The organism is Pseudomonas fortuita (assembly GCF_026898135.2).
GTDB classification, from domain to species: domain Bacteria; phylum Pseudomonadota; class Gammaproteobacteria; order Pseudomonadales; family Pseudomonadaceae; genus Aquipseudomonas; species Aquipseudomonas fortuita.
This window is the reverse complement of sequence record NZ_CP114035.2, coordinates 1,425,229-1,445,796: the sequence shown is the minus strand read 5'-3', so window position 1 is coordinate 1,445,796 and position 20,568 is coordinate 1,425,229. Positions and strand designations below refer to the sequence as shown.

Below are 20,568 nucleotides of genomic sequence, written 5' to 3'. Positions count from 1 at the left end.
ACCCATCAATACAGGGACACATTGACATGAAGCATCTGGACTGCACACTTCGAGATGGTGGTTATTACAATAACTGGAACTTCTCCGAAGCGCTGATTGCACAGTACATAACCGCCATGCAAGCGGCTGGCATTCAAACGATTGAACTGGGCCTTCGTTCGTTAAAAAACAGCAGTTTTAGCGGCGCCTGCGCTTATACCACTGATGCCTTCCTGAGCACCCTGGATCTGCCCCCCTCCATGACGATTGGCGTGATGGTTAACGGCAGTGAACTGGTCGGAAAAAACGCGGGGCAGCAAGCACTGCAGCTACTGTTCCCCAGCCCGGCGAGTGAATCGCCGGTTGACCTGGTGCGTATTGCTTGCCACGTTCATGAGTTTGCAGAAGCACTCCCAGCGGCGAGCTGGCTTAAGGAACAGGGCTACGATGTAGGCTTTAACCTGATGCAGATCGCGAACTGCTCAGAAAGCGAAATCAAAGCGCTGGCTAAACTTGCAAACAACTACCCGCTGGATGTGCTGTATTTTGCTGACAGCATGGGGAGCATGTCCCCTGATGAAGCGGCACAGATCATCCAGTGGCTGCGTAGTGAGTGGCAGGGGGCCTTGGGGATCCACACCCATGACAATCTCGGCTTGGCGCTTTCCAATACCTTGCGCGCGATGGATGAAGGCGTTACCTGGGTCGACTCTACAGTCACGGGCATGGGCCGAGGGCCCGGCAACGCCCGTACCGAGGAGCTGGCTATCGAGATTGCTGCACGCACTGGGAAACCCGCGAATCTGATACCTTTGATGACGCTTCTTCGTGAGCACTTCAAACCCATGCAAGTTAAGTATGGCTGGGGGACCAACCCCTATTATTACCTCGCTGGCAAATATGGTATCCACCCAACCTACATTCAAGAAATGCTGGGTGACTCCCGCTTCGGCGAAGAAGATATTCTTGCGGTCATTGAATACCTTCGCAATGAAGGCGGTAAGAAGTTCAGCGTGCATACACTTGATGCCGCCCGACACTTTTACCGTGGCGCGCCCACAGGTCAGTGGGCACCGCAGGATCTTTTCGCCGGCCAAGATGTATTGCTTCTAGGTACGGGCCCTGGCGTAGCGGCGCACCGGCAAGCGTTGGAACACTTCATTCGCCAGCATAAACCGGTTGTGATGGCGCTGAACACGCAGAGCTCAATTGCCGCTGAATTGATTGACGTCAGGGTCGCTTGCCATCCCGTCCGCCTTCTGGCCGATTGCGAGGCACATATCGAGCTGCCTCAGCCTTTGATTACGCCCTACTCCATGCTACCGATGGATGTGCAGGGTGCGCTCGCCAATAAAAACGTTCTTGATTTCGGCCTGAATGTTCAGCCCGATAATTTCACGTTCGAGGACACCCATTGCACTATCCCCACCTCGCTAGTGGTAGCGTACGCCATGGCTGCCGCCAGCTCTGGCAAAGCTAAACGCATTCTCATGGCTGGCTTCGATGGGTATCCTGGCGAAGACCCGCGAAATGCTGATACCAACAAGCTTTTGAGGCAGTATCAAGACACCCCGTCCAGCACGCCGCTGCTCTGCCTGACGCCAACTCGATATGACATTAGCTGCCAAAGCATTTATGGGCCACTGAAATGAAATATGAAAAAACGACGTGTTTTCTGCCCTGCCGAAAAGGCAGCGAACGCATTCCGAATAAAAATATAAAACCATTTGGCGGCCACGCATTCGGCTTGATTGAAATCAAGTTGAAGCAACTGCTTGAAGCTGAGGCTGTTGATGCCATCGTGCTGAGCACCAACGACGAAAGCATCCTTGACTACGCCTCATCGCTTCAAAGTAATAAAATCACACTCCATAAGCGACGAGAAGAGCTGTCTTCCAGCCAGACCAGCACTGACCAGTTGGTGGCGCATGCGCTTGAGTTGATCGGCGAAGGTAATATCTTGTGGACCCACGTTACCTCGCCCTTCCTCAGCGCCAGTCATTACAACGAAATCGTAAAGCTTCACAATGAGAAAGTACTGACCGGGTACGACTCCTTGATGACCACAAATTTGCTGCACGGCTTCCTCTGGCAAAATGGCGAAGCCATGAACTATGACAGAAACGTAGAGAAATGGCCGAGAACGCAAACCCTCACCCCCGTACATGAAGTAAACAGTGGTGTATTCCTTGCTCATGCAAGTATTTACAGGGAGCTAGATGACCGAATTGGTCGTAAACCCTACCTTCATCCACTGGGCAAACTGATCAGCCATGACATTGACTGGCCGGAAGACTTCACCATCGCAGAATGCCTGCTAGAAAAAGGTTTGGTTACCCTATGAAGAGTATTAAATCGAATCTAGGCGACTACGCCACCCTGGTTTTTGACTGCGACGGCGTGCTGCTAGATTCGAATAAAGTGAAAACCCAAGCCTTCTACCAAGCAGCGCTGCCTTACGGCGAAATGGCCGCCCAGGCTCTCGCTGATCACCACGTCGCTAATGGCGGGGTTTCACGCTATAAAAAGTTTTCATATTTCTTAGAACACATAGTCGCCCAACATGTTGAAGGACCTACATTAGAGCAGCTTCTACACCGCTATGCTGAACACGTAAGGAGCGGCCTGCTCAGCTGCGATATAGCGAGTGGCATACGGGAGCTTCGAGCAAAAACTCCGAATACTCGCTGGTTGATCGTTTCTGGCGGTGACCAGACCGAACTCCGTGAGGTTTTTGCACAGCGAAAGCTTGCTGAGATGTTTGATGGCGGCATATTCGGAAGCCCAGATGCTAAAGAGGAAATTCTTGCGCGCGAGCAACGCAACTCAAATATCGTATCCCCTGCCCTCTTCATCGGCGACAGTAAATATGACTTCAAGGCAGCTCGCGAATCGAATTTGGATTTCCTTTTTTTGAGTGACTGGTCCGAAGTTAAGAACTGGCAGCAATGGTGCCATGAGAATAATATATATGCCCTAGGCAATATTTCTTCTCTGCTCGAAACCTGCACCCATCCTGAATAGAGAACGCATTAAATTATTACGCATTGGGCAGCGCCACTCCAGGCACTGCCTTGCGGGGAATATCCTGCACCCTCTGCGCTTTGTAAATTTCATTTCAACTTCAGCGCCCCAACCGAAAAATTTATTTCAGAACTCAGCCTCAGTCAAAGGTAAAAACCAGAGTCTAGCAAACCAAGTCAAATCCTGATAAACCATCTATGCCTACTTAGCATTGTAATTTTTACATTTTTATGATCGGACATTAACATGATTATTGGCCCCTCGCACGTAGTACGCTGGCAAAGGCTGAGAGATTTTTTTGAAATCGATAGCAAGTTTCATGGAGTCGGTGGCCTCCCGATCTGGCATGATAGTATCAAGCGCTGCTCAAGAACAAATAGCCCATTCATCATGGTAGGTGACTTTAGATTCGGCAACACTTATCACCTGACGCATAATGAAAGCGACGCCTTCATTGTAAAGAAAGAATTTATAAACCCAGAAATAGACAAGCTCATGTATGACAAGTCTGTTGAAAGCCTGGAAACTCTTCAAAGAGATGATATAAGGCTAGTTTTCTGGTGCCTATTAATCAGAGAATATAAAAATATCAATGAGGATAAATATTTCAAGAACAGCACATACCAACACCCCATTTGGAATCTACCCGAAATTGAAAACAAATTCAGGAACAGCGTAAAACTTTCTGACATACTTCATTACGATCTTAACTTTTTGTTTATTGACTCCAGCAATCATCCTTCAATTTTTGGTTATTACTTCCTCAAAAAAATCCACGAAGGATTGACTTCCACCCAAGCACTAACCTTGGCTCTGAAGGCAAAAAAATCGTTTTTCAAAATATTTGATTATTACAAAAACGACAGCTTTATTGTATCGGGAACCACTAACACATTCAGACTCATCAAGGATTACCTAAGACGAGGAATTCTTGACACAACAACAGTCGGCGGCTTTCATGTCAGGGAAGCTGATGAGGCTCTTTTTTCATCACATAAATATCATAAAACGCTAATCTATTTTGCAAAAGAAGAAGATTCCAAACCGAACGAAGCCAGTCTTACCTTCTTCGACAAAGCGCCATATCAAAATAAAGTACTCATCATAAAAAAAGACGGCAAGACCTTTTTTTACAAAGCATTTAAGCAAGAGAAACCAACACTATGCTTCGTAATGATTAATACTACTGAAGACGAAGAAATAGCTGGCGATATTTACAACCTCATCGGACTCGCGCAAGTACTTTATCTATCAATGGCCTTAATCAACAAAGATGGCACCATTAAAACCAATCCGTATTGCAAACTTAAATCAATATTATCATAACTACACATCAAAAAGCCTGAGGCGAGCGATTCCACATCCAAAAAACCGGTCGCCTCAGCTAAGCAAATTTATAAATAGCTCATTGCAAATCTGCAACGAGCCATTTAATTTTCTAGGATATCAAGAGCAGGTAGACTCTGAATACCCTGCTATGAATTAAGCGCCATTTCAGTCACGTCAAAAAACTCACTTTTAAATTTAGACCGCGAACTTTGAAACCTTGAAAATACGGGCGCGAAGCTTATTTTTCCACTGTACTTGATATCAGCATACCGGGACTCGGAGGGTATCCTGCCTAGACTTTTAGCAGCACATTTCATCGCTAATTCCCCGAGATTCAGGAGCGCATGGCAGTCCGATATCTGCCCCAGAACCCAATCATTCCTAGAATGGAATGTATCGTTTATAGCTTTTCTCGAAAAATCAAATGCAGCAAGGAACTTCCAGCCTGACTCTTTATTTCTACCAACAAAGGCAAGTATTGCAGCCTTTAGAATCAAGCACTGACAATAATTCCAATAGCTGAGCTGGTTTAGATTGGGCTCATATCTGCGCAGCGCCGAATCGATTACCCACTCAGCATCTTCAACACGGTCATTAAGGAGAAGCACTAGGGCAAATGCTGTCGCTGAGGAAATACCCCAGCGCGCAGTATTAGGGGTACAATATTCTACCGCGTCGTCAAACTTTGTCTTTGACTCCAATAGAACACCAATCACCCACCCCCGATACTCCGGGGCCTCAAGGTACTTATAGGAAATCAAAGTTATTAATGCGCCGTAAAAATGGTTGTTCACAGGCATAATTGACAGGGCATTGAATGCAACGAAAAATAATTCGTTATTTTCCATGCCGCGAGTAGCAGCGTTGATTATGGCGCCTGTAACATAGAACTCATCAGCGAGCTTTTTTTCATCCAGCCTATATTTTTCAAAGGCTCCGGCTAGCTCCAACTTATGTTCATCAGAAGCAAGTTGCAGACTTTCATAGACCGAAAAATCTCTGATATTGACCTCAATGGCTACCTGCTGAGGATCGCCAGCGTCCACCCATTTGAATGGCACCTCCCGCTGCGCCTGGCTAAGATTTATAAATTTGGAAGCATCGACGCTCGCAAATTCAATCACGACTGAGGACAGCCCTATATTTGTCACTTTCATTTTATAAGCTTCCTTCCTACTGCATGGCCATCTTTCAAGGTCATGTAGAGCTTCTTGAGGTCCATAGCTTGGCTAGCTGAGGTTCTCCTTACCTCTATGTCGGATGCCGCCTTGTGTTGGGCAATTGAGCTACTGATATGCTTTAACGTTACTACTAAGGCTTCCGTACTAGGCTCAATAACATAACCATTCTTATTTGGAACAATGTCTTCGCCTATGCCTCCCATGTTACTGGCGACCGCCCAGCATCCGCTAGCAACCGCTTCACGGGTTACAAGGCCGAAGCTTTCCGGCCACATCGATGGCGCAAAGAGGACATCCATTTTCCCATAAAGGTCTACGATTCCTTTCTGGCTTACGCGACCGATAAAGGTTACTGGCACTTTCCCCCACTGAGAATGATGTTCATACCCCTCTTCCTTGGAATGGTCAACAATCAAAAACTCAAGGTTCTCAGGCTGACTCTGAAGCACTGCTTCCTTAAGCAGATAATACCCCTTGTGCTCCGACATTCCGCCGATATGCCCGCAGACAACCCGCTTGGTGTAAGAGGTATCTTTCTGCGTCCACGGAATGTCACTGGAGACGCCATTAGCTACAACTTCTATCTGCGGGATACCGTTTCGACGATAAATGTCTGCGAACGCGTTCGACACGGTCAGCACCCTCGAAGCACTGTGCAGGAGGTCTTTGAGATCGCGGCGTCGCTCGATGGAATCTGCCAACTTCATATTCGTTGGCATTTCTATGAGCTCGTAAGGGTCAGGATGCCCGTCAGGATAAACTTTTGAGTTATGGTCGACCAAGAACTGGAAATCCGAGATCCACCAAGCATCGTGAATAGTGACCATGTAAGGAATTTTGGCATCTCGTGCCGCTTCCACAATCGAAGCTGTCAAGCGCTGGACGCAATGGAAGTGGATCAAATCGGGTTTTTCCAGCTCCAGGAACTCTTGGAACAGGCGATACATCTCTGGGTCTTTAGGATGCCAATCCATGTGCTCACGCCACAGGGTTGTAGACCGGTAGACCCGGCAGCCCTCATAGGTGTAGACAGTCATCTGATGAGCGGGTCTGCACTCGACATCCGCTGTGAACACACAGACATCGAAGTCCTCGGCGTAAGCGCTTCTGAACTCTGAGAAGTTATCAGCAACAACACGCGTGGCACCACCAATCGCCTGCGGTGGGAAAAATACGTTGACCAACGCAATTTTTTTCCTCGGCTTGGCTTTCTGAATGCCACTTACGAAATCATCGAGCGTAGCTGCCAGCGTACTTCCAAGCGCCTGCAGGCTGTAATCGTCCTGGGCCCGTTTCTGAGCGGCCTGGCCTACCTGTTGCCGTAAGGCTTGGCTACCAGCGAGGTTTTTTAATGCCAGGTACCATTCTTCTTCAGTCGTGGCAAGGAAACCATCTTCTCCATCTTTGACAACATCACGGTAATTGGCCGTGCTGCTCAAAACCGATGGGATACCAAAACAGCCTGCTTCAAACCATTTCAGCTCGCTTTTACAGGCATTGACTTTGTCATCGTGCAACACCGCGATATTGATATCCGCTTGCTCAAGCAGCGACCAATAACCTTGCACACTGTCCATGGCCGGCAACTGGGTAAACTGCTGAGCGTATTTTGCGGTAAATGACACTGGCAATCGCAGGTAACCCACAACGACCAAACGAGCCTGAGGGGTCTCGCTAAGCACACGCTCAATCGCAGGCAGCGCCTGTTCGATAAAGTCGGTGTTGTGTGCTTGAGTACCGCTGCCATAGAAGATATCGATGGTCTTCTTGTGCGATTTGTCGTTTGTGCGAATCTGATTCAATCTGTCCAGGCCGTTGCGATGCAACCAGCACTGTTTTTCTCTCACCAGCTTGGCGAGTTCCGAACGCAGCGGCTCAGTGGATGCGATCCCCTGACGGCAAAGTCGCGCAGCGGCATTGAACAACGCCATGCCGCGCGTGAGTTCCCGGTGTGTGGCCAGCGAGACATAACCACCATAGCTATCGATCGACGGCGGGTACTCCGGAACAAATAGCAGATCATCAATTTCGTACAGGCTGAGCTTACCCGTTGCGTTGACTTGAGCGATGGCCTTGATAACTTGAACTACCGCTGGCACTCGATAGAAGATCACCACATCGTGCAGTGCTAATGCATTTTGGTTCTTGTCCAGCTCGGTCCAGCTTATGGCAGTTACCTGCTTGCCAACTGCTTCCAGCTGTTCAATTTTCTGCTCAATGCGGTAGCGCACGCACTGGGCGATGTGGAAGTCACCAACAATTAAGACACGATCGGTATTCAAATTGCCCAAGGGCGGCAGTGCGGGCAAATCGTCTGCGGCGCTTTCCGACAGATCACCGTAAACAGGCAGGTACGCTCGATACAAGTCAACCGCGTAAGCGTAGGCCTCATTGATCAAGCGCTCCCGGTCCAGCATATCCACTCGGGTCATGAGCTTTGCGTGTAAGTCACGCCATTTCTGCTCGGCCAGACGCTCGAGTTCGTCTTGCTGGGGACGGTGATTCGGGTTGGTAGCAATACCTGCAGAAAGCACCCGAATGGCTTCATCTAGCTGATGCAGCTTAGCCAAGCAGTGCGCTCGGTTGAAGGCGGTCCACACCGGCGGATTCGGCAATTGCGCGGCAGCATTGAAGTACTGCAAGGCAATACTGAAGTGACCATCCTCCATGTAGCTACCGCCTAGACGGTTGAATACCTCAGCACTCGGCGCGATGCTCAAAGCCGCCTCAAGCAGGATTCTGCCCTCCTGGACCTTGTGCCGGGACAGGTAATGCATACCCAGTTTAGAGAACACTACCTGGCTTTTCTGAGGCGTCTCGGCGAGATCAACAGGGATAACATCCTGCCCCAGGAATATGCCCATGACCCGCTGTGGTTCAACCTCAAGGCCGCGCTTGGCGCTCCGTTCAATGACGGCGGAAAGGCTGAACCCGTTCGGTAACAGCTCTGGTGGGAGCTCGTGCTTCTTAGCCCAGGCATCGGGGGTAGGAAGTCGCCCCTCCGCCCGTCCGAAGCGTTGGAAATGTGCTTCCGCAATCGCTTGAGTTTCAACGCCGCCGGCTTTGAGGTCAGGGTAAAGGGTCAGGTAAAAATCCAAGTCTACTTTAGCAACATCAGGCTTGACCATGACGGCGCTGTCGGCCGCATTGAGCACTGCTTCAGCGATAAGCTCCGCATCACCACTTTCGTGCGAAGCCGAGGCATAACGGCCTTCTTGATAACCGAACGCATGCCAATGCTGCTCGAGCGCATCGTCCGTGAGCGAAGACAGGTCTGGGTATCGATTCCGATAATAAGCCAGATCCAGCACGAATCGCCTTGAGCCAGTCTTTTTCTGGGTGGCGGGTACTGAATTTCTCTTAACATGCATGCTCGGCTGCACATCTACGCTCGGCAAGCCTTCCTTAACAGACATTTTTCACTTTCCTATGAATTTTCAAGAGCGCCAGACCGCTGAAACATGAAGAATGACGTCTAACCTGCCGAGCCCCGAGCCTATTATATTTTTTGTTGGGTTGTTCAACATGAATGCAAGAACTGCCATCACTCTAATTCCTATTTCAGGAATGCTGACAAATAAAAATGACACTTTTCAACCCCCGGAAACGAACCCGACCCCTGAGGCGCGCGCTGCACGGCCATGCCCACCGAACTGGAACCACAAGATAGCGGTAGCTCAAGGCACTCTAGACTTGCCAGCACTCAGGTCAATCTCCGTGAGTTGCATTGCTCAAACAGCTGTTTGTTGCATGGACACCTGACGACTCCCTGTTGTGTCATGGCAACCATGAGGTCACCTTCCACCGCTGCAACGGCTCCTCCTCGTCCAGCATGAGCAGATCGGCACGGTCAGTACCGGCACCCAGCAGTGTATTTTTCGACATCAGGGTGGTCTAATTCCGGGCAGCGCTAGCAGCTCGCCTTGCGTTGCCGGGGCGAAGTTTCTCAGCGTCATCTGTCTACGACAACACCTTTTGTCCAATTAGAGCCAAATTATGATTCTAGTAACAGGCGGAGCCGGCTTCATCGGCTCAAATTTCGTACTGCAATGGTGTGCGAACAATGAGGAACCCGTCCTCAACCTCGACGCCCTGACCTACGCAGGCAACCTGGCCAACCTGCAGTCGCTGGAAGGCAACCCTCAACATCGCTTCGTCCAAGGCAATATTTGCGATGCAGCACTGCTGGCCAAGCTGTTTGCCGACCATCGCCCACGCGCCGTGGTTCACTTCGCCGCCGAATCCCATGTAGACCGCTCGATCACCGGCCCCGAAGCGTTTGTCGAAACCAACGTGATGGGCACGTTCCGCTTGCTTGAGGCCGCCCGGGCGCATTGGAACAGCTTGGAAGGTGCAGAGAAGGAGGCCTTCCGTTTCCTCCATGTCTCTACCGACGAAGTCTACGGCACTCTGGGGCCAAACGACCCGGCGTTCACCGAGACCACGCCGTACGCGCCGAACAGCCCGTACTCCGCCAGCAAGGCAGCCAGTGACCATTTGGTACGCTCGTATTTCCATACCTACGGCATGCCGGTACTCACTACCAACTGCTCCAACAACTACGGGCCGTTCCACTTCCCGGAAAAACTGATCCCGCTGATGATCGTCAACGCGCTCGCCGGCAAGCCGCTGCCCGTCTATGGCGATGGCCAGCAAATCCGCGACTGGCTGTATGTCGAAGACCACTGCTCGGGCATCCGTCGCGTACTGGAAGCCGGTGCGTTCGGCGAGACGTACAATATTGGCGGCTGGAATGAAAAAGCCAACATCGACATTGTGCGTACACTTTGCGGCCTTCTCGACGAGATGGCACCTGCGGCATCGCGCCAGGTGATCAACCAGAAGACCGGCGAGCCTGTCGAACAGTACGCAGAGCTCATCGCCTACGTAACCGACCGCCCAGGCCATGACCGCCGTTATGCCATCGATGCACGCAAGATCGAGCGGGAGCTCGGCTGGAAACCTGCCGAAACCTTCGAGACGGGCATTCGCAAGACAGTCGCTTGGTACCTGGCCAACCAGGAATGGGTAAAAGGTGTCATGGACGGCAGCTACCGTGACTGGGTGGCACAACAATACGGGGCAAATAAAGCGTGAAAATCCTGCTGTTGGGGAAAAACGGGCAAGTAGGCTGGGAGCTACAGCGCGCCTTGGCGCCGCTGGGTGAGGTCATCGCGCTGGATCGTCAGGGGGCCGAAGGCTTATGTGGCGACTTGTCCAACCTGGACGGCTTGGCCGCTACGGTTCGTCAACTGGCGCCGGACGTGATCGTCAACGCTGCTGCCTACACTGCAGTGGATAAAGCTGAGAGCGATCAGGCACTGGCCGCAATGATCAATGCCGAGGCTCCCGCTGTATTAGCACGTGAAGCAGCAGCTTTGGGCGCCTGGCTGATTCATTATTCCACCGATTATGTATTTGACGGCAGTGGCAGTCAGCGCTGGGAGGAAGCTGCGCCGACCGGCCCCCTTTCGGTCTACGGCCGTACCAAGCTGGAAGGCGAGCATGGCATACTCGCCAGCGGCGCCAAGGCCGTGGTACTGCGCACCAGCTGGGTGTATGCTGCGCGCGGGCACAATTTTGCCAAGACCATGCTGCGCCTGGCTGCGGAGCGTGAGACGTTGAGCGTGGTAGCAGACCAATTTGGCGCACCCACGGGCGCTGACCTGATCGCCGACGTTACCGCACACGTCCTGCGGCAAATCTTCAATGGGCAAGACAACCGTCACCTGGCAGGGATTTACCACTTGGCTGCGTCAGGTGAAACCTCTTGGCATGGTTTTGCTCAGTTCGTGCTGGCGCACGCTCAACGCACTGGCGTAGCGCTGAAAGTGACAGCTGATCAGGTTGCTGCAATCAGCACCGAAGCTTATCCAGTACCTGCACCACGTCCGCGCAACTCGCGCCTGGCACTGGGCAAGCTGGAACACACGTTCAATTTCAAAATGCCGCTTTGGGAGCAAGGCGTGCAACGTATGCTGGACGAAATCCAGTAATAGGGACTCTCATGGCTCGTAAAGGAATTATTCTGGCTGGCGGTTCGGGTACACGACTGCATCCGGCCACACTTTCGGTTTCGAAGCAGCTGCTGCCGGTGTATGACAAACCGATGATCTACTACCCGCTGAGCACCCTGCTGCTCGCCGGGATCCGGGACATCCTGATCATCTCCACCCCGCAAGACACTCCGCGCTTCGAACAGCTGCTGGGCGATGGCAGCCAGTGGGGCCTGAACCTGTCCTACGCAGTACAACCAAGCCCGGATGGCTTGGCCCAGGCGTTCACCATCGGCGCAGACTTTATCGGTAACGACCCGTCAGCGCTGGTACTGGGTGACAATATTTTCTACGGCCATGACTTCCAGGCTCTGCTATTGAATGCAGACAAGCGTGAAGCCGGGGCTTCGGTGTTCGCTTATCACGTGCATGACCCAGAACGCTATGGCGTAGCGGAGTTTGACGATAGCGGCCGCGTACTGTCGCTGGAAGAAAAGCCGGCTGTTCCCAAGTCGAGCTATGCCGTTACCGGCCTGTATTTCTATGACAACCAAGTAGTCGACCTGGCCCGCGATTTGAAGCCATCTGCGCGCGGCGAGCTGGAAATCACCGACCTCAACAATCTTTATCTGCAGCAACAACAGCTGCAGGTTGAAATCATGGGCCGGGGTTATGCTTGGCTGGACACCGGCACGCATGACAGTCTGCTGGAGGCTAGCCAGTACATCGCAACCATGGAGCGCCGTCAGGGCTTGAAAGTCGCCTGCCCTGAGGAAATTTGCTACCGCGCTGGCTGGATCAACGCTGAGCAACTCGAGTGCCTGGCTCAACCACTGCTGAAAAACGGTTATGGCAAGTATCTGCAAAACCTGCTGAAAGAGAAGGTGTTCTGATGCAAGCCATTGCGCTGGATATCCCTGAAGTCGTGCTGTTTACCCCCAAGGTTTTTGGCGACGAACGTGGTTTCTTCTACGAGAGCTTCAACGCCCGTGTCTTCAGCGAAGTGACCGGCCTGCAGCCCGACTTCGTACAAGACAACCACTCGCGCTCGGTAAAAGGCGTGCTGCGTGGCCTGCACTATCAGCTGGCACCTCACGCCCAGGGCAAGCTCGTACGTGTGGTGCAGGGCGAGGTTTTCGATGTTGCGGTGGATATCCGTCGCTCGTCCCCTACCTTCGGTAAATGGGTAGGTGCGGTATTGTCGGCCGATAACAAGAACCAGCTGTGGATCCCGCCAGGGTTCGCACACGGGTTCGTCACGTTGAGTGAAACCGCAGAGTTCCTCTACAAGACCACCGACTTCTACTCGCCGCAGTGTGAGCGCTGCATTGCCTGGAATGATCCGGCAGTGGGTATCGAATGGCCTATCGACTTCGCACCAAGCCTGTCTGGCAAGGACCAGCTTGGGGTCGCATTGGCTGACGCCGAACTGTTCGAGTAACAGCTCTCGCAGGGCAAGGCTGCGGTAGCGCAGCCTTGTCTCGGGCTATATTGCCTGGCAGCCTCTTTTTTGGGTCTGGCGGTTTTAATATTGCTCCAGAGGCCCCTCATAGCCTCGCTAGTCATCAGAACTCCCCTCCCTCCTTGTAGGCTATTTCCCAAAGATACCCGCTGCGCCGGCTTTTGATTGCACTCGCTAATCATGGGCCTTAGGCTCGCGTGGCCGCTACGATTCGCAGCATCCGTTGATACACCGATTGTGACGAGGGTTGGCTATTTGGCGGCCCGACAGCTCAGCGGCTTTGCCTGGAATTCAATACTCCAGTCGGCGAATGGGTACGTTACCCCGTTCATATTGCTGATAACCGGTATAGGGAAGAACTATGGTATCGGCAAGGCTTGACGCTGCCATGTCAACCAGGACGGGGAACGGTGCCCAGTGGGCGCCCGATCTCGCTGGAGCGTTCAGGCTGCAAAACTGATACGCCACACCGCTGTAGGCCCTGGGGATGCTGCGGCAGTCACTTTGCCATTTCGCCAGGTCATCTACCGCCTTGGCTTCGCTGAAAACGGTGTGTACAGTTCCGCAGCCTGCAAGCCCTGCGGCCAGCATTACACCTATCCATGGTCGCATGGGGATTACCTCTGGTTTCGACAGAGCCAAGCTTAGCGCGTTCTGTATGAAGGTTACAGAATGCCAGCAATGAGCTTCTCCTTGGTCCGGGTGATAACTACAATGCCACCATCTCCAGGAGAACCGGCATGCAACAAGCTTCAGACAGAGCGCTTTTCGCCAACCAGTTAAGAGGCGTGGCGGTGATCGCCGTGCTTATCGTTCACTGGTGCGGTGTTTATTGGTTTTCACGGGACGTGGTGGCGTCCTATATTCACGCCCCCATCGTGGAGGGGCCCTCGTCGAGCATGATCTATTGGCTGACGATCCCAACCTTCAACTACGGACCCTTTGGCGTTTCGGTCTTCTTCCTGATTAGCGGCTTTGTCATTCCGTTTTCGCTGAATCGTCTGGAGCCGGTGAAGTTTCTGATCGCGCGCTTTTTGCGCATCTACCCGACCTATATCGCTGCTTCGCTGATCATGTTGGCGCTGGTCTACTTGTCCAGCCGATACTGGGGTCAGCCGTTTTCGATGGCGCTTGACCGGCTGCTCGCCAACCTGCTTCTGCTGCAAGGCAACTTGCATTATCCCTCAATCGACATGGTCAACTGGACCCTGGCCATTGAGATCAAGTTCTACATCATCGCCGCGCTGCTTTATCGCTCGATCAAGGCTGGGAATGCGTTCCCACTGATCTTGTTCGCCGTGGCGGTGCTCGCAGCGTGCGAGGCGCTTCCGACATTGCTGGCCGGGAGAGAGCTGCGCGTAGGCCTGGTTGAATCGCTTGAGACCGAGTTGATGTGCGTAATCTTCATGTTCATCGGCACGGGCTTTTATCATCATTACACCGGTACCTATACGACTCGACAATTGCTGGCCTATGCAGCAATTATGATGCTGGTGTTTTTGCTGTGCTGGCCTCATACCGACTGGGATGTACAGATGCCATCGGTGCCGCAGAACTATGTTTACGGCTTGGTGCTGTTTAGCTTCAGCTACATGATGCGCAGGTATTTCCGCCCGTTTGCTCCGCTGGATTTCATCGCCAATATCAGTTACTCGATCTACGTGACGCATTCGATCATTGGCTACCTGTCTCTACGGATTCTGATGGACCAAGGGTTGTCATTCCCAGTATCAGGGTTGTTGACCCTGATCTTCGTGCTCACGCTTGCCTACGCACTTTATCGGCTGGTCGAAGTGCCTACCATGCACCTGGGCAAGCGGATTTTCGGGAAGAAAGCCAGGCCTGCGCCGGACGGCGCTGTGAACCTGGAGCAAGCGACGAAGTAGGCTGCGTGGGCGTGGGCTGCACCGGCTGTGCCGGTGGTTTGCGGGCACGCCCTCCCCCATTCAACATGACATGACTTATAGATTTGGCAGGGATTCTGTGGGAGCGGTGTTATCTGCATGACAGCACAGCCCAATGGGCCGTGCTTCTGCAGCACGCAGGCGATCAGGCCGCCGGTTTAAACGCCCAAAGCTTCATCACCAGGTAATTCAATACCGGCACCACGAAGATCACCATCGCCAGGCCCACCGCGTAATGCAGGCCCAGGTACTCCACCACAGAAGTGATCAACAACGTCAGGCCCAACGACACCAGCGACACCGCCAGGAAGCGCCGATAACCCAACAGGCTGGTTGGCGTCCTGAAGGTAAACCGGCTATTGAGCATGTACGACATTATGTTGGCAAAGCAGAACGCGATGCCATTGGCGACAAACGCTGGTGGCGCAAGCACCTCCATCAGCGCTATCACAATACCTGCATGCACCGCAGTGTTGGCAACGCCAACCAGCCCAAACCGTATGAATTCGTGATAACGCGCCGGGATGAGGTTTGTCACTTGATCACATCACGTACGATATAAACAGGCCGGTTTTTCGACTCGGTGAAGATACGTCCCACATATTCCCCCAGTACACCAATACCAATCAGCTGCACGCCACTGGCAAAGAGTACTGTAATCATGATCGAGGCGTAGCCGGGCAAGTCCACGCCAAAGAACAGGGTCTTGATCAGCAGATATGCCGCGTAGACAAACGACACTGCCGATACCAGGCAGCCCAAGTAGGTCCAGATACGCAACGGTACGGAGCTGAAGCTTGTAATCCCTTCGATGGCGAAGTTCCAAAGCTTCCAGGTATTGAAGCTTGAGCTTCCGTGTTCGCGGGCGGCCACTTTATATTCCACAGTCGTGGTCCGGAAGCCCACCCAAGCGAACAGCCCCTTCATAAAGCGGCGGCTTTCGGGCAACGTCTTCAAGGCATCGACAACCTTGCGGTCCATCAGGCGGAAATCGCCCACATCCGCGGGTATATCGATGTCCGAGATCCGGTTGTGCACCTTGTAAAAATAGTTGGCCGTGAATTTCTGGATCGGACGGTCGGTTTCGCGGTCAACACGCTTGGCCAACACCACCTCAGCGCCCTGCTCCCACTTTTCGACCAGTTCCAGGATGACTTCCGGCGGGTGCTGCAGGTCAGAGTCGATCGGCACAATGGCGTCGCCCGTGGCAAAGTCGAGCCCGGCAGAAATCGCCGCCTCCTTACCAAAGTTGCGCGACAGGTCCACCACGGTCAAGTACGCGTAATCCGCCTTGGCTTTGACCAACTGATCATACGTGTGATCGCGACTGCCATCATTCACGGCTATCACTTCCAGCTCGTAGCGATCAGCCAGGCTGGCGAATACTTCATTAATACGCTGAAAAAAAGCGTGCACCCCTTTTTCTTCGTTGTAAAAAGGCGACACCAGCGAAATCGTGCGCTTGTTCAGTTCGGTCATGGGTTCACCTGCCCTGCTTGGCCGACGCGGCAGACATGAGCAAAGTCGAGCACTTTGCACTCAGGCTGCCGATTTGATGGGAAAAGCTGCTTGACCTGATCAACTTGTGGGAAGTCGCCGGTATTAAACACGTACATGGAATTGGCAAAATCTGACGCGGCAATTTCTGCCTGGGTGCTCTCGGTACTGCAGTTGGCGTTGGAGCGGGCTACGTAACCAGTGTTGATCTTGATGTTATGCACGGCCGCGTAACGCATGATCGGCATCAGGGTCTGCAGCACCTGGTCGCCGCGCCCACATTTGAATTTGGGGAAGAAATACAGATACTCGGTGTTGCTCGCGGTCTGCGCATTCCACTCGGCCTGGTCAAGCACCGGCTCAGCCGGGCGGTTGGCCACCGCAACCAGCAGCCGGCGGAATGCCGACAAGTCGCTGATCTGCACAACAAGCATGACCAGCATACAAGCGGCGAACAACTTGGTACTCAAGTGGCGGTACAGATAGGTAATCGAGAAGATCACTATACAAAAGCCTACCGGCCAGAAGAACCGCCCAGAGGCACGGAACTGGGAGGTAATAGGGCTCAGAATCGACGGGTAGTCGATTGATACCAGGTGGCTGGTACCCAGATAAATCTCGTTGGAAAGCGCGTAGAGGGTAAACAGCGCCATCAACCAGGTGAGCGCTTTGTGTCGGCCAAACGTGTCGTCACCGTCTTTGCGCTTCAACACCAGGCTCAATACAAAGGCCATTACTACACCCAAGCCCAAGTAGTTGAAACCCTCACCCTGTCCTGGCATTTCCGGGTTAGGGAAGTGCAGGTATTTACCACCATGCAGCGGTGACAGCAGGTTCATCGAGAACACGCCGAAGCCGCCTTCCTTCGAAACTGCCGCCTCGCCCATTGGGAAGATGGTAAGGAAGAGGCTGGCCCCAATGACCACGAATGGCACCAGAGCGCGGGCAACGAACGCCGGCTTGAAGCGTTCAGCGCTGCCCAGGTGGCTCGCCAGATAGATGGCGCTGGCCATGGCGAACAGGTAGATATTGACGTAGAAGCCAGCAACCAGCAGCACGCCCCATGCCCACCGATGCGCCTGGCCGGTGTTGCGGCTACGCAGGTAAAGCGCCAGGGCGCACAGCACGATCCACTGCGACATCAGCGATACATGCGCAATGCGCGAGGTGAATTCAGGCATGCTCACCAGGCAGAACACTGCTGCGGCGAGCGCCAACCATGAACGCACCCGCAGTTCGCGCATGATCCACCAGGCGCAAATGGCCTGGGCGACGAAGCACCCGGCGATCCATACACCTAACGGGTTGAAGGGAGCAAAGCTCTTGGGCACGAACACTTTCAGCAAAAACGCATACAAGGGTATTGCGTCGACGAAGGTAGCCCGGGTGCCCTGCGGGTAGTTGATGCTGTCAAATGCCAACAGCGGGAAGCTAAAGGGGGCATTGAAGAAGGCATTAAAACCCGCGAAGTATTGGGTGACGTCTTCTACTTCGGTTTGCCAATACGAATTGGTGCCAAGGATGAAATCCAGTGGAAAGTGCCGCAGTACAAAAAACAACCCGAAGGCCACAGCGAACGCAAAGCCGGCTCGGCCTGTTGAGTCAAGCTTGAAACCCATTATCCTGTTTTCCCAACCATGTTTTTTCAGGGCGCTGCGATCAGAACGCATGCTTGCTGATTTCGTCGGTCAGTTGCTGCGCGCTGCCTTTCCAGGTCAGCCACGGCATCTGTACCGATGTTGGATGCTCGCCAGCGGCGTGCAACGCCAGCCACGCAGCGATGCTGTCGGCCACGTTACGCGCGTCATTGCCAGCAAAGAACCAGGCGTGCTCCCCCGCCACTTCACGGAACACTGGTAGGTCGCGTGCGATGATCGGCAGCCCATGCTGTGCGGCTTCGATCAGCGGCAGGCCAAACCCTTCACCGTAGGATGCTGCGATAAGGCAATCACACGCTTGGTACAAGTGCTCCAGGTACTCATCGCTGGCACCTTCCAGCCAAAGAAGCCGCTTGCCGCGCTCGGCGTGGTTGAGCAGCCTGCTGGCCAACTCCTCCACCAGCCAGCCGTGCTTGCCGACAATGACCAGGTTGGCCTGCACACCTTGCTGCCACAGCAGTTCGAAAGCGTCCAAGGTTTGCAAGTGCCCTTTGCGCGGCTCCAGAGTGCCAACCATGAGGAATGTAGGGTTGGCTTGCAGGGCCTCGACGCGCATGGCCGGATCTTCCGGAATGCCCGTGGTCGGTACCGACTGGTCAATGTCGGCGCCGAGGTGGAACACACCGATGCGGAACGGTCTCTCGCGTTTGGGCGCGTTCTCGTCCATCCAGGCCTGCAACTCGTCCCCGACTGCCCGGGAGATGCACATGGCACCGTCATAGCGCGCGATGGTGTTGATCCAGTCGACATAAAACGGGTGCAGGTGATCCGAGAAGAAGTGGCGCATCTGCAAGATCAACAGGTCGTACACAACGAAGAACAGGCTCACGCCATGGGCGCGCAGTGTGTCGAGATAAGCCTGGCGCTGCGGCAGCATGTCCAGCAGCAGGTCCAGGCAGATGTAGGCGTCCCCGGCTTTGTAGCTGATGGCCTCGTCCACATCGTCATCGTTTGGCGTATTCCCGAGGAACTGCGTCGTGAACTGCTTGGCGTAGCGGTAGAACGACTCTTCAACTTTGCTGTAGATCGGCGTGACGTTATAGCCCTCGGGCGGGTTTTTCAGCCACTCGAGCAGAATGCTGCGGACCACACGCTGGATACCGCTCTTGGCGTCGTGGCGGCACAGCTGAGAAATATCCACCAAAAGGTTTGGCTTGCCCGCCGGCCCCTGTAGCGAGTAATCGATCGCCTTGGCGAGGCGCTGCACATCAACTCCGCCCTTGGCCAGTTCACCTGAGGCAACCAGCGCCTCGACCAAGTGCTCGATGCGTTGCTCGGTAGGCAGGTCTTCGTCCACGGGGTGATCGGCCACTGGCGTTTTTTGCACGCACTGCTCGAACGCGGCGATGGCTGCCTTGCCCGTCAAGTCCCAGGAAAAGAGCTTGGCGCGCTCCAAGCCATGCTTGATCATGGCCTCACGGAAGTCATCGTCGACCAACGCCTGATTCATCTTCTGGGCGATAGAGGCGGTATCCAGCGGATCGAACGTGGCCTCATCCCAGCCAATCACTTCAGGCACGCTCGAGGTATTGGCACCGATCACTGGTGCGCCACATTTCATGGCTTCCAATGGCGGAAGGCCAAAGCCCTCATGCCAAGACGGGAATACGTAAAGGCGGCAGGTGTTATACAGCGCCACCAGCTCATCGTCGGTAATGAAACCTGTGAACACCAAGTCATCTTCGGCCAGGCCTTGCGCCAACGCTTCGCCACGGTAACGCTCGATGATGTGCTGGGAAATCTTGCCGGCGAATACCAGTTGCACGTCTTCGATCTCACGCTTGACGTCAGCGAAGGCGACAATCAGGCGGGACAGGTTCTTGCGTTCATCCGCCCCACCCGAGTAAAGCACGAATGCATCGCGCAGCCCGAACTTGGATTTGAGCGCGCTGCGTGCTTCATCGGTGAGCGTGACCGGCCGGAATATCGCGTCTGCCGCGCCCGAAACGTTGAACACCTTGTCCTGATCCAGCGGCAGCAACGACAGTGCTTCCTGGCGGGCACATTCCGAAATTGCCAGCAACACCCCGTGGTCCTTGAAGGAGCCAACGATGCCCATGTAGTACTGCTTGTACTGGGCGTGGTCCAGGTACTGCTGCGGGTTTGTCAGCGGAATAAGGTCGTAAAGCGTGACGCTGACGATTGCGCGCTTGTGCTCTGGCGGACGGCAGATCACCGCATCGTCGATAAAGCCCTCGACCGCACTGGTAATATGCACCACGTCCGGCTGTAGTTCGTCGATGGCAGCCTGGCGGATGAGCTTGGCCACTTCATGCCGACTTTCGTTGGCGGGATTGATGCCCGCCACAGGGCCTTGGGCGTACCAGACCCGAATATGGCTTTGCGGCAACAGGCCAACAAACGCACCACGAATTGCCTCGATGCTCTCGCTAAGCATACCGTTGAGCAGCAGGTAAACCTCGTGCTCGCCGCGATTGCGCACGATGCCCTGAGCCAGGGATACGCTATAGCGACCGATACCACGGAAGCGGCTTTCGGTTTGCGCACCTTGCATGTCAATTACAATACGCATTCGGT

Annotated in this window: 16 protein-coding genes; 9 read left to right on the top strand and 7 right to left on the bottom strand. The window is 53.6% G+C overall.

Annotation, left to right across the window (positions count from 1 at the left end):
* Positions 1–26 precede the first annotated feature (26 nt).
* From OZ911_RS06570 to OZ911_RS06555, 4 genes are all read left to right on the top strand, one after another.
* Entirely contained in the window at positions 27–1,631 is a 1,605-nt protein-coding gene (locus OZ911_RS06570; RefSeq protein WP_016485383.1) for an aldolase catalytic domain-containing protein, read from the top strand.
* Positions 1,628–2,323, top strand: a complete 696-nt coding sequence (locus OZ911_RS06565) for an acylneuraminate cytidylyltransferase family protein (RefSeq protein WP_024717764.1) — start codon at positions 1,628–1,630, stop codon at positions 2,321–2,323. The genes OZ911_RS06570 and OZ911_RS06565 overlap by 4 nt, the downstream gene beginning before the upstream one ends.
* Complete coding sequence (locus tag OZ911_RS06560) at positions 2,320–3,003, top strand: HAD family hydrolase (protein WP_023047791.1); 684 nt, start codon at positions 2,320–2,322, stop codon at positions 3,001–3,003. Before OZ911_RS06565 ends, OZ911_RS06560 begins: the two co-directional genes overlap by 4 nt.
* 246 nt (positions 3,004–3,249) lie before the next feature.
* Positions 3,250–4,329, top strand: coding sequence for a hypothetical protein (locus tag OZ911_RS06555; RefSeq protein WP_031311954.1), 1,080 nt, complete (start codon positions 3,250–3,252; stop codon positions 4,327–4,329).
* A 149-nt stretch (positions 4,330–4,478) separates the two neighbouring features.
* Here OZ911_RS06555 and OZ911_RS06550 read toward each other — a convergent pair whose 3' ends face one another.
* Both OZ911_RS06550 and OZ911_RS06545 read right to left on the bottom strand, forming a co-directional pair.
* The gene (locus tag OZ911_RS06550) at positions 4,479–5,489 is read right to left on the bottom strand and encodes a hypothetical protein (protein ID WP_023047793.1); all 1,011 of its coding nucleotides are present in this window, start codon (positions 5,487–5,489) and stop codon (positions 4,479–4,481) included.
* Positions 5,486–8,929 (bottom strand): glycosyltransferase, encoded by a 3,444-nt coding sequence (locus tag OZ911_RS06545; RefSeq protein ID WP_023047794.1) that lies wholly within the window; start codon positions 8,927–8,929, stop codon positions 5,486–5,488. Before OZ911_RS06545 ends, OZ911_RS06550 begins: the two co-directional genes overlap by 4 nt.
* 580 nt (positions 8,930–9,509) lie before the next feature.
* Between OZ911_RS06545 and rfbB the strand changes: the two genes are divergently transcribed.
* From rfbB to rfbC, 4 genes are read left to right on the top strand one after another with little or no spacing between them, the layout of a single operon-like run.
* Complete coding sequence (gene rfbB / locus OZ911_RS06540) at positions 9,510–10,610, top strand: dTDP-glucose 4,6-dehydratase (protein WP_016485376.1); 1,101 nt, start codon at positions 9,510–9,512, stop codon at positions 10,608–10,610.
* Positions 10,607–11,509, top strand: coding sequence for a dTDP-4-dehydrorhamnose reductase (rfbD, locus tag OZ911_RS06535; RefSeq protein ID WP_023047795.1), 903 nt, complete (start codon positions 10,607–10,609; stop codon positions 11,507–11,509). Before rfbB ends, rfbD begins: the two co-directional genes overlap by 4 nt.
* A gap of 11 nt (positions 11,510–11,520) precedes the next feature.
* The gene (gene rfbA, locus OZ911_RS06530) at positions 11,521–12,402 is read left to right on the top strand and encodes a glucose-1-phosphate thymidylyltransferase RfbA (protein ID WP_016485374.1); all 882 of its coding nucleotides are present in this window, start codon (positions 11,521–11,523) and stop codon (positions 12,400–12,402) included.
* On the top strand, positions 12,402–12,950 hold the full coding sequence (gene rfbC / locus OZ911_RS06525; RefSeq protein ID WP_016485373.1) for a dTDP-4-dehydrorhamnose 3,5-epimerase: 549 nt from the start codon (positions 12,402–12,404) through the stop codon (positions 12,948–12,950). Before rfbA ends, rfbC begins: the two co-directional genes overlap by 1 nt.
* A gap of 312 nt (positions 12,951–13,262) precedes the next feature.
* On the opposite strand, the gene OZ911_RS06520 is transcribed toward rfbC, so the two are convergent.
* Positions 13,263–13,562: a YceK/YidQ family lipoprotein gene (locus tag OZ911_RS06520; RefSeq protein WP_023047796.1), complete on the bottom strand. Its 300-nt coding sequence runs from the start codon at positions 13,560–13,562 to the stop codon at positions 13,263–13,265.
* Between the two features lie 149 nt (positions 13,563–13,711).
* Between OZ911_RS06520 and OZ911_RS06515 the strand changes: the two genes are divergently transcribed.
* The gene (locus OZ911_RS06515) at positions 13,712–14,857 is read left to right on the top strand and encodes an acyltransferase family protein (protein ID WP_083283720.1); all 1,146 of its coding nucleotides are present in this window, start codon (positions 13,712–13,714) and stop codon (positions 14,855–14,857) included.
* A 163-nt stretch (positions 14,858–15,020) separates the two neighbouring features.
* On the opposite strand, the gene OZ911_RS06510 is transcribed toward OZ911_RS06515, so the two are convergent.
* From OZ911_RS06510 to OZ911_RS06495, 4 genes are read right to left on the bottom strand one after another with little or no spacing between them, the layout of a single operon-like run.
* Positions 15,021–15,413 carry a GtrA family protein gene (locus OZ911_RS06510; RefSeq protein ID WP_016485370.1) on the bottom strand — a complete coding sequence of 131 codons (393 nt, stop codon included), beginning with the start codon at positions 15,411–15,413 and terminating at the stop codon, positions 15,021–15,023.
* Positions 15,410–16,354 (bottom strand): glycosyltransferase family 2 protein, encoded by a 945-nt coding sequence (locus OZ911_RS06505; RefSeq protein WP_016485369.1) that lies wholly within the window; start codon positions 16,352–16,354, stop codon positions 15,410–15,412. Before OZ911_RS06505 ends, OZ911_RS06510 begins: the two co-directional genes overlap by 4 nt.
* Positions 16,351–17,991: a DUF6311 domain-containing protein gene (locus OZ911_RS06500; protein ID WP_016485368.1), complete on the bottom strand. Its 1,641-nt coding sequence runs from the start codon at positions 17,989–17,991 to the stop codon at positions 16,351–16,353. Before OZ911_RS06500 ends, OZ911_RS06505 begins: the two co-directional genes overlap by 4 nt.
* Before the next feature lie 40 nt (positions 17,992–18,031).
* Entirely contained in the window at positions 18,032–20,563 is a 2,532-nt protein-coding gene (locus OZ911_RS06495) for a glycosyltransferase family 4 protein (protein WP_016485367.1), read from the bottom strand.
* Positions 20,564–20,568 lie beyond the last annotated feature (5 nt).

Excerpts from the sequence above, each read along its gene's own strand:
- rfbA (WP_016485374.1), top strand. The coding sequence starts at position 11,521 with ATGGCTCGTAAAGGAATTATTCTGGCTGGCGGTTCGGGTACACGACTG.
- OZ911_RS06570 (WP_016485383.1), top strand. The coding sequence starts at position 27 with ATGAAGCATCTGGACTGCACACTTCGAGATGGTGGTTATTACAATAAC.
- OZ911_RS06515 (WP_083283720.1), top strand. The coding sequence starts at position 13,712 with ATGCAACAAGCTTCAGACAGAGCGCTTTTCGCCAACCAGTTAAGAGGC.
- OZ911_RS06550 (WP_023047793.1), bottom strand. The coding sequence starts at position 5,489 with ATGAAAGTGACAAATATAGGGCTGTCCTCAGTCGTGATTGAATTTGCG.
- OZ911_RS06545 (WP_023047794.1), bottom strand. The coding sequence starts at position 8,929 with ATGTCTGTTAAGGAAGGCTTGCCGAGCGTAGATGTGCAGCCGAGCATG.
- OZ911_RS06520 (WP_023047796.1), bottom strand. The coding sequence starts at position 13,562 with ATGCTGGCCGCAGGGCTTGCAGGCTGCGGAACTGTACACACCGTTTTC.
- OZ911_RS06560 (WP_023047791.1), top strand. The coding sequence starts at position 2,320 with ATGAAGAGTATTAAATCGAATCTAGGCGACTACGCCACCCTGGTTTTT.
- rfbC (WP_016485373.1), top strand. The coding sequence starts at position 12,402 with ATGCAAGCCATTGCGCTGGATATCCCTGAAGTCGTGCTGTTTACCCCC.
- OZ911_RS06505 (WP_016485369.1), bottom strand. The coding sequence starts at position 16,354 with ATGACCGAACTGAACAAGCGCACGATTTCGCTGGTGTCGCCTTTTTAC.
- OZ911_RS06565 (WP_024717764.1), top strand. The coding sequence starts at position 1,628 with ATGAAATATGAAAAAACGACGTGTTTTCTGCCCTGCCGAAAAGGCAGC.
- OZ911_RS06495 (WP_016485367.1), bottom strand. The coding sequence starts at position 20,563 with ATGCGTATTGTAATTGACATGCAAGGTGCGCAAACCGAAAGCCGCTTC.
- OZ911_RS06500 (WP_016485368.1), bottom strand. The coding sequence starts at position 17,991 with ATGGGTTTCAAGCTTGACTCAACAGGCCGAGCCGGCTTTGCGTTCGCT.
- rfbB (WP_016485376.1), top strand. The coding sequence starts at position 9,510 with ATGATTCTAGTAACAGGCGGAGCCGGCTTCATCGGCTCAAATTTCGTA.
- OZ911_RS06555 (WP_031311954.1), top strand. The coding sequence starts at position 3,250 with ATGATTATTGGCCCCTCGCACGTAGTACGCTGGCAAAGGCTGAGAGAT.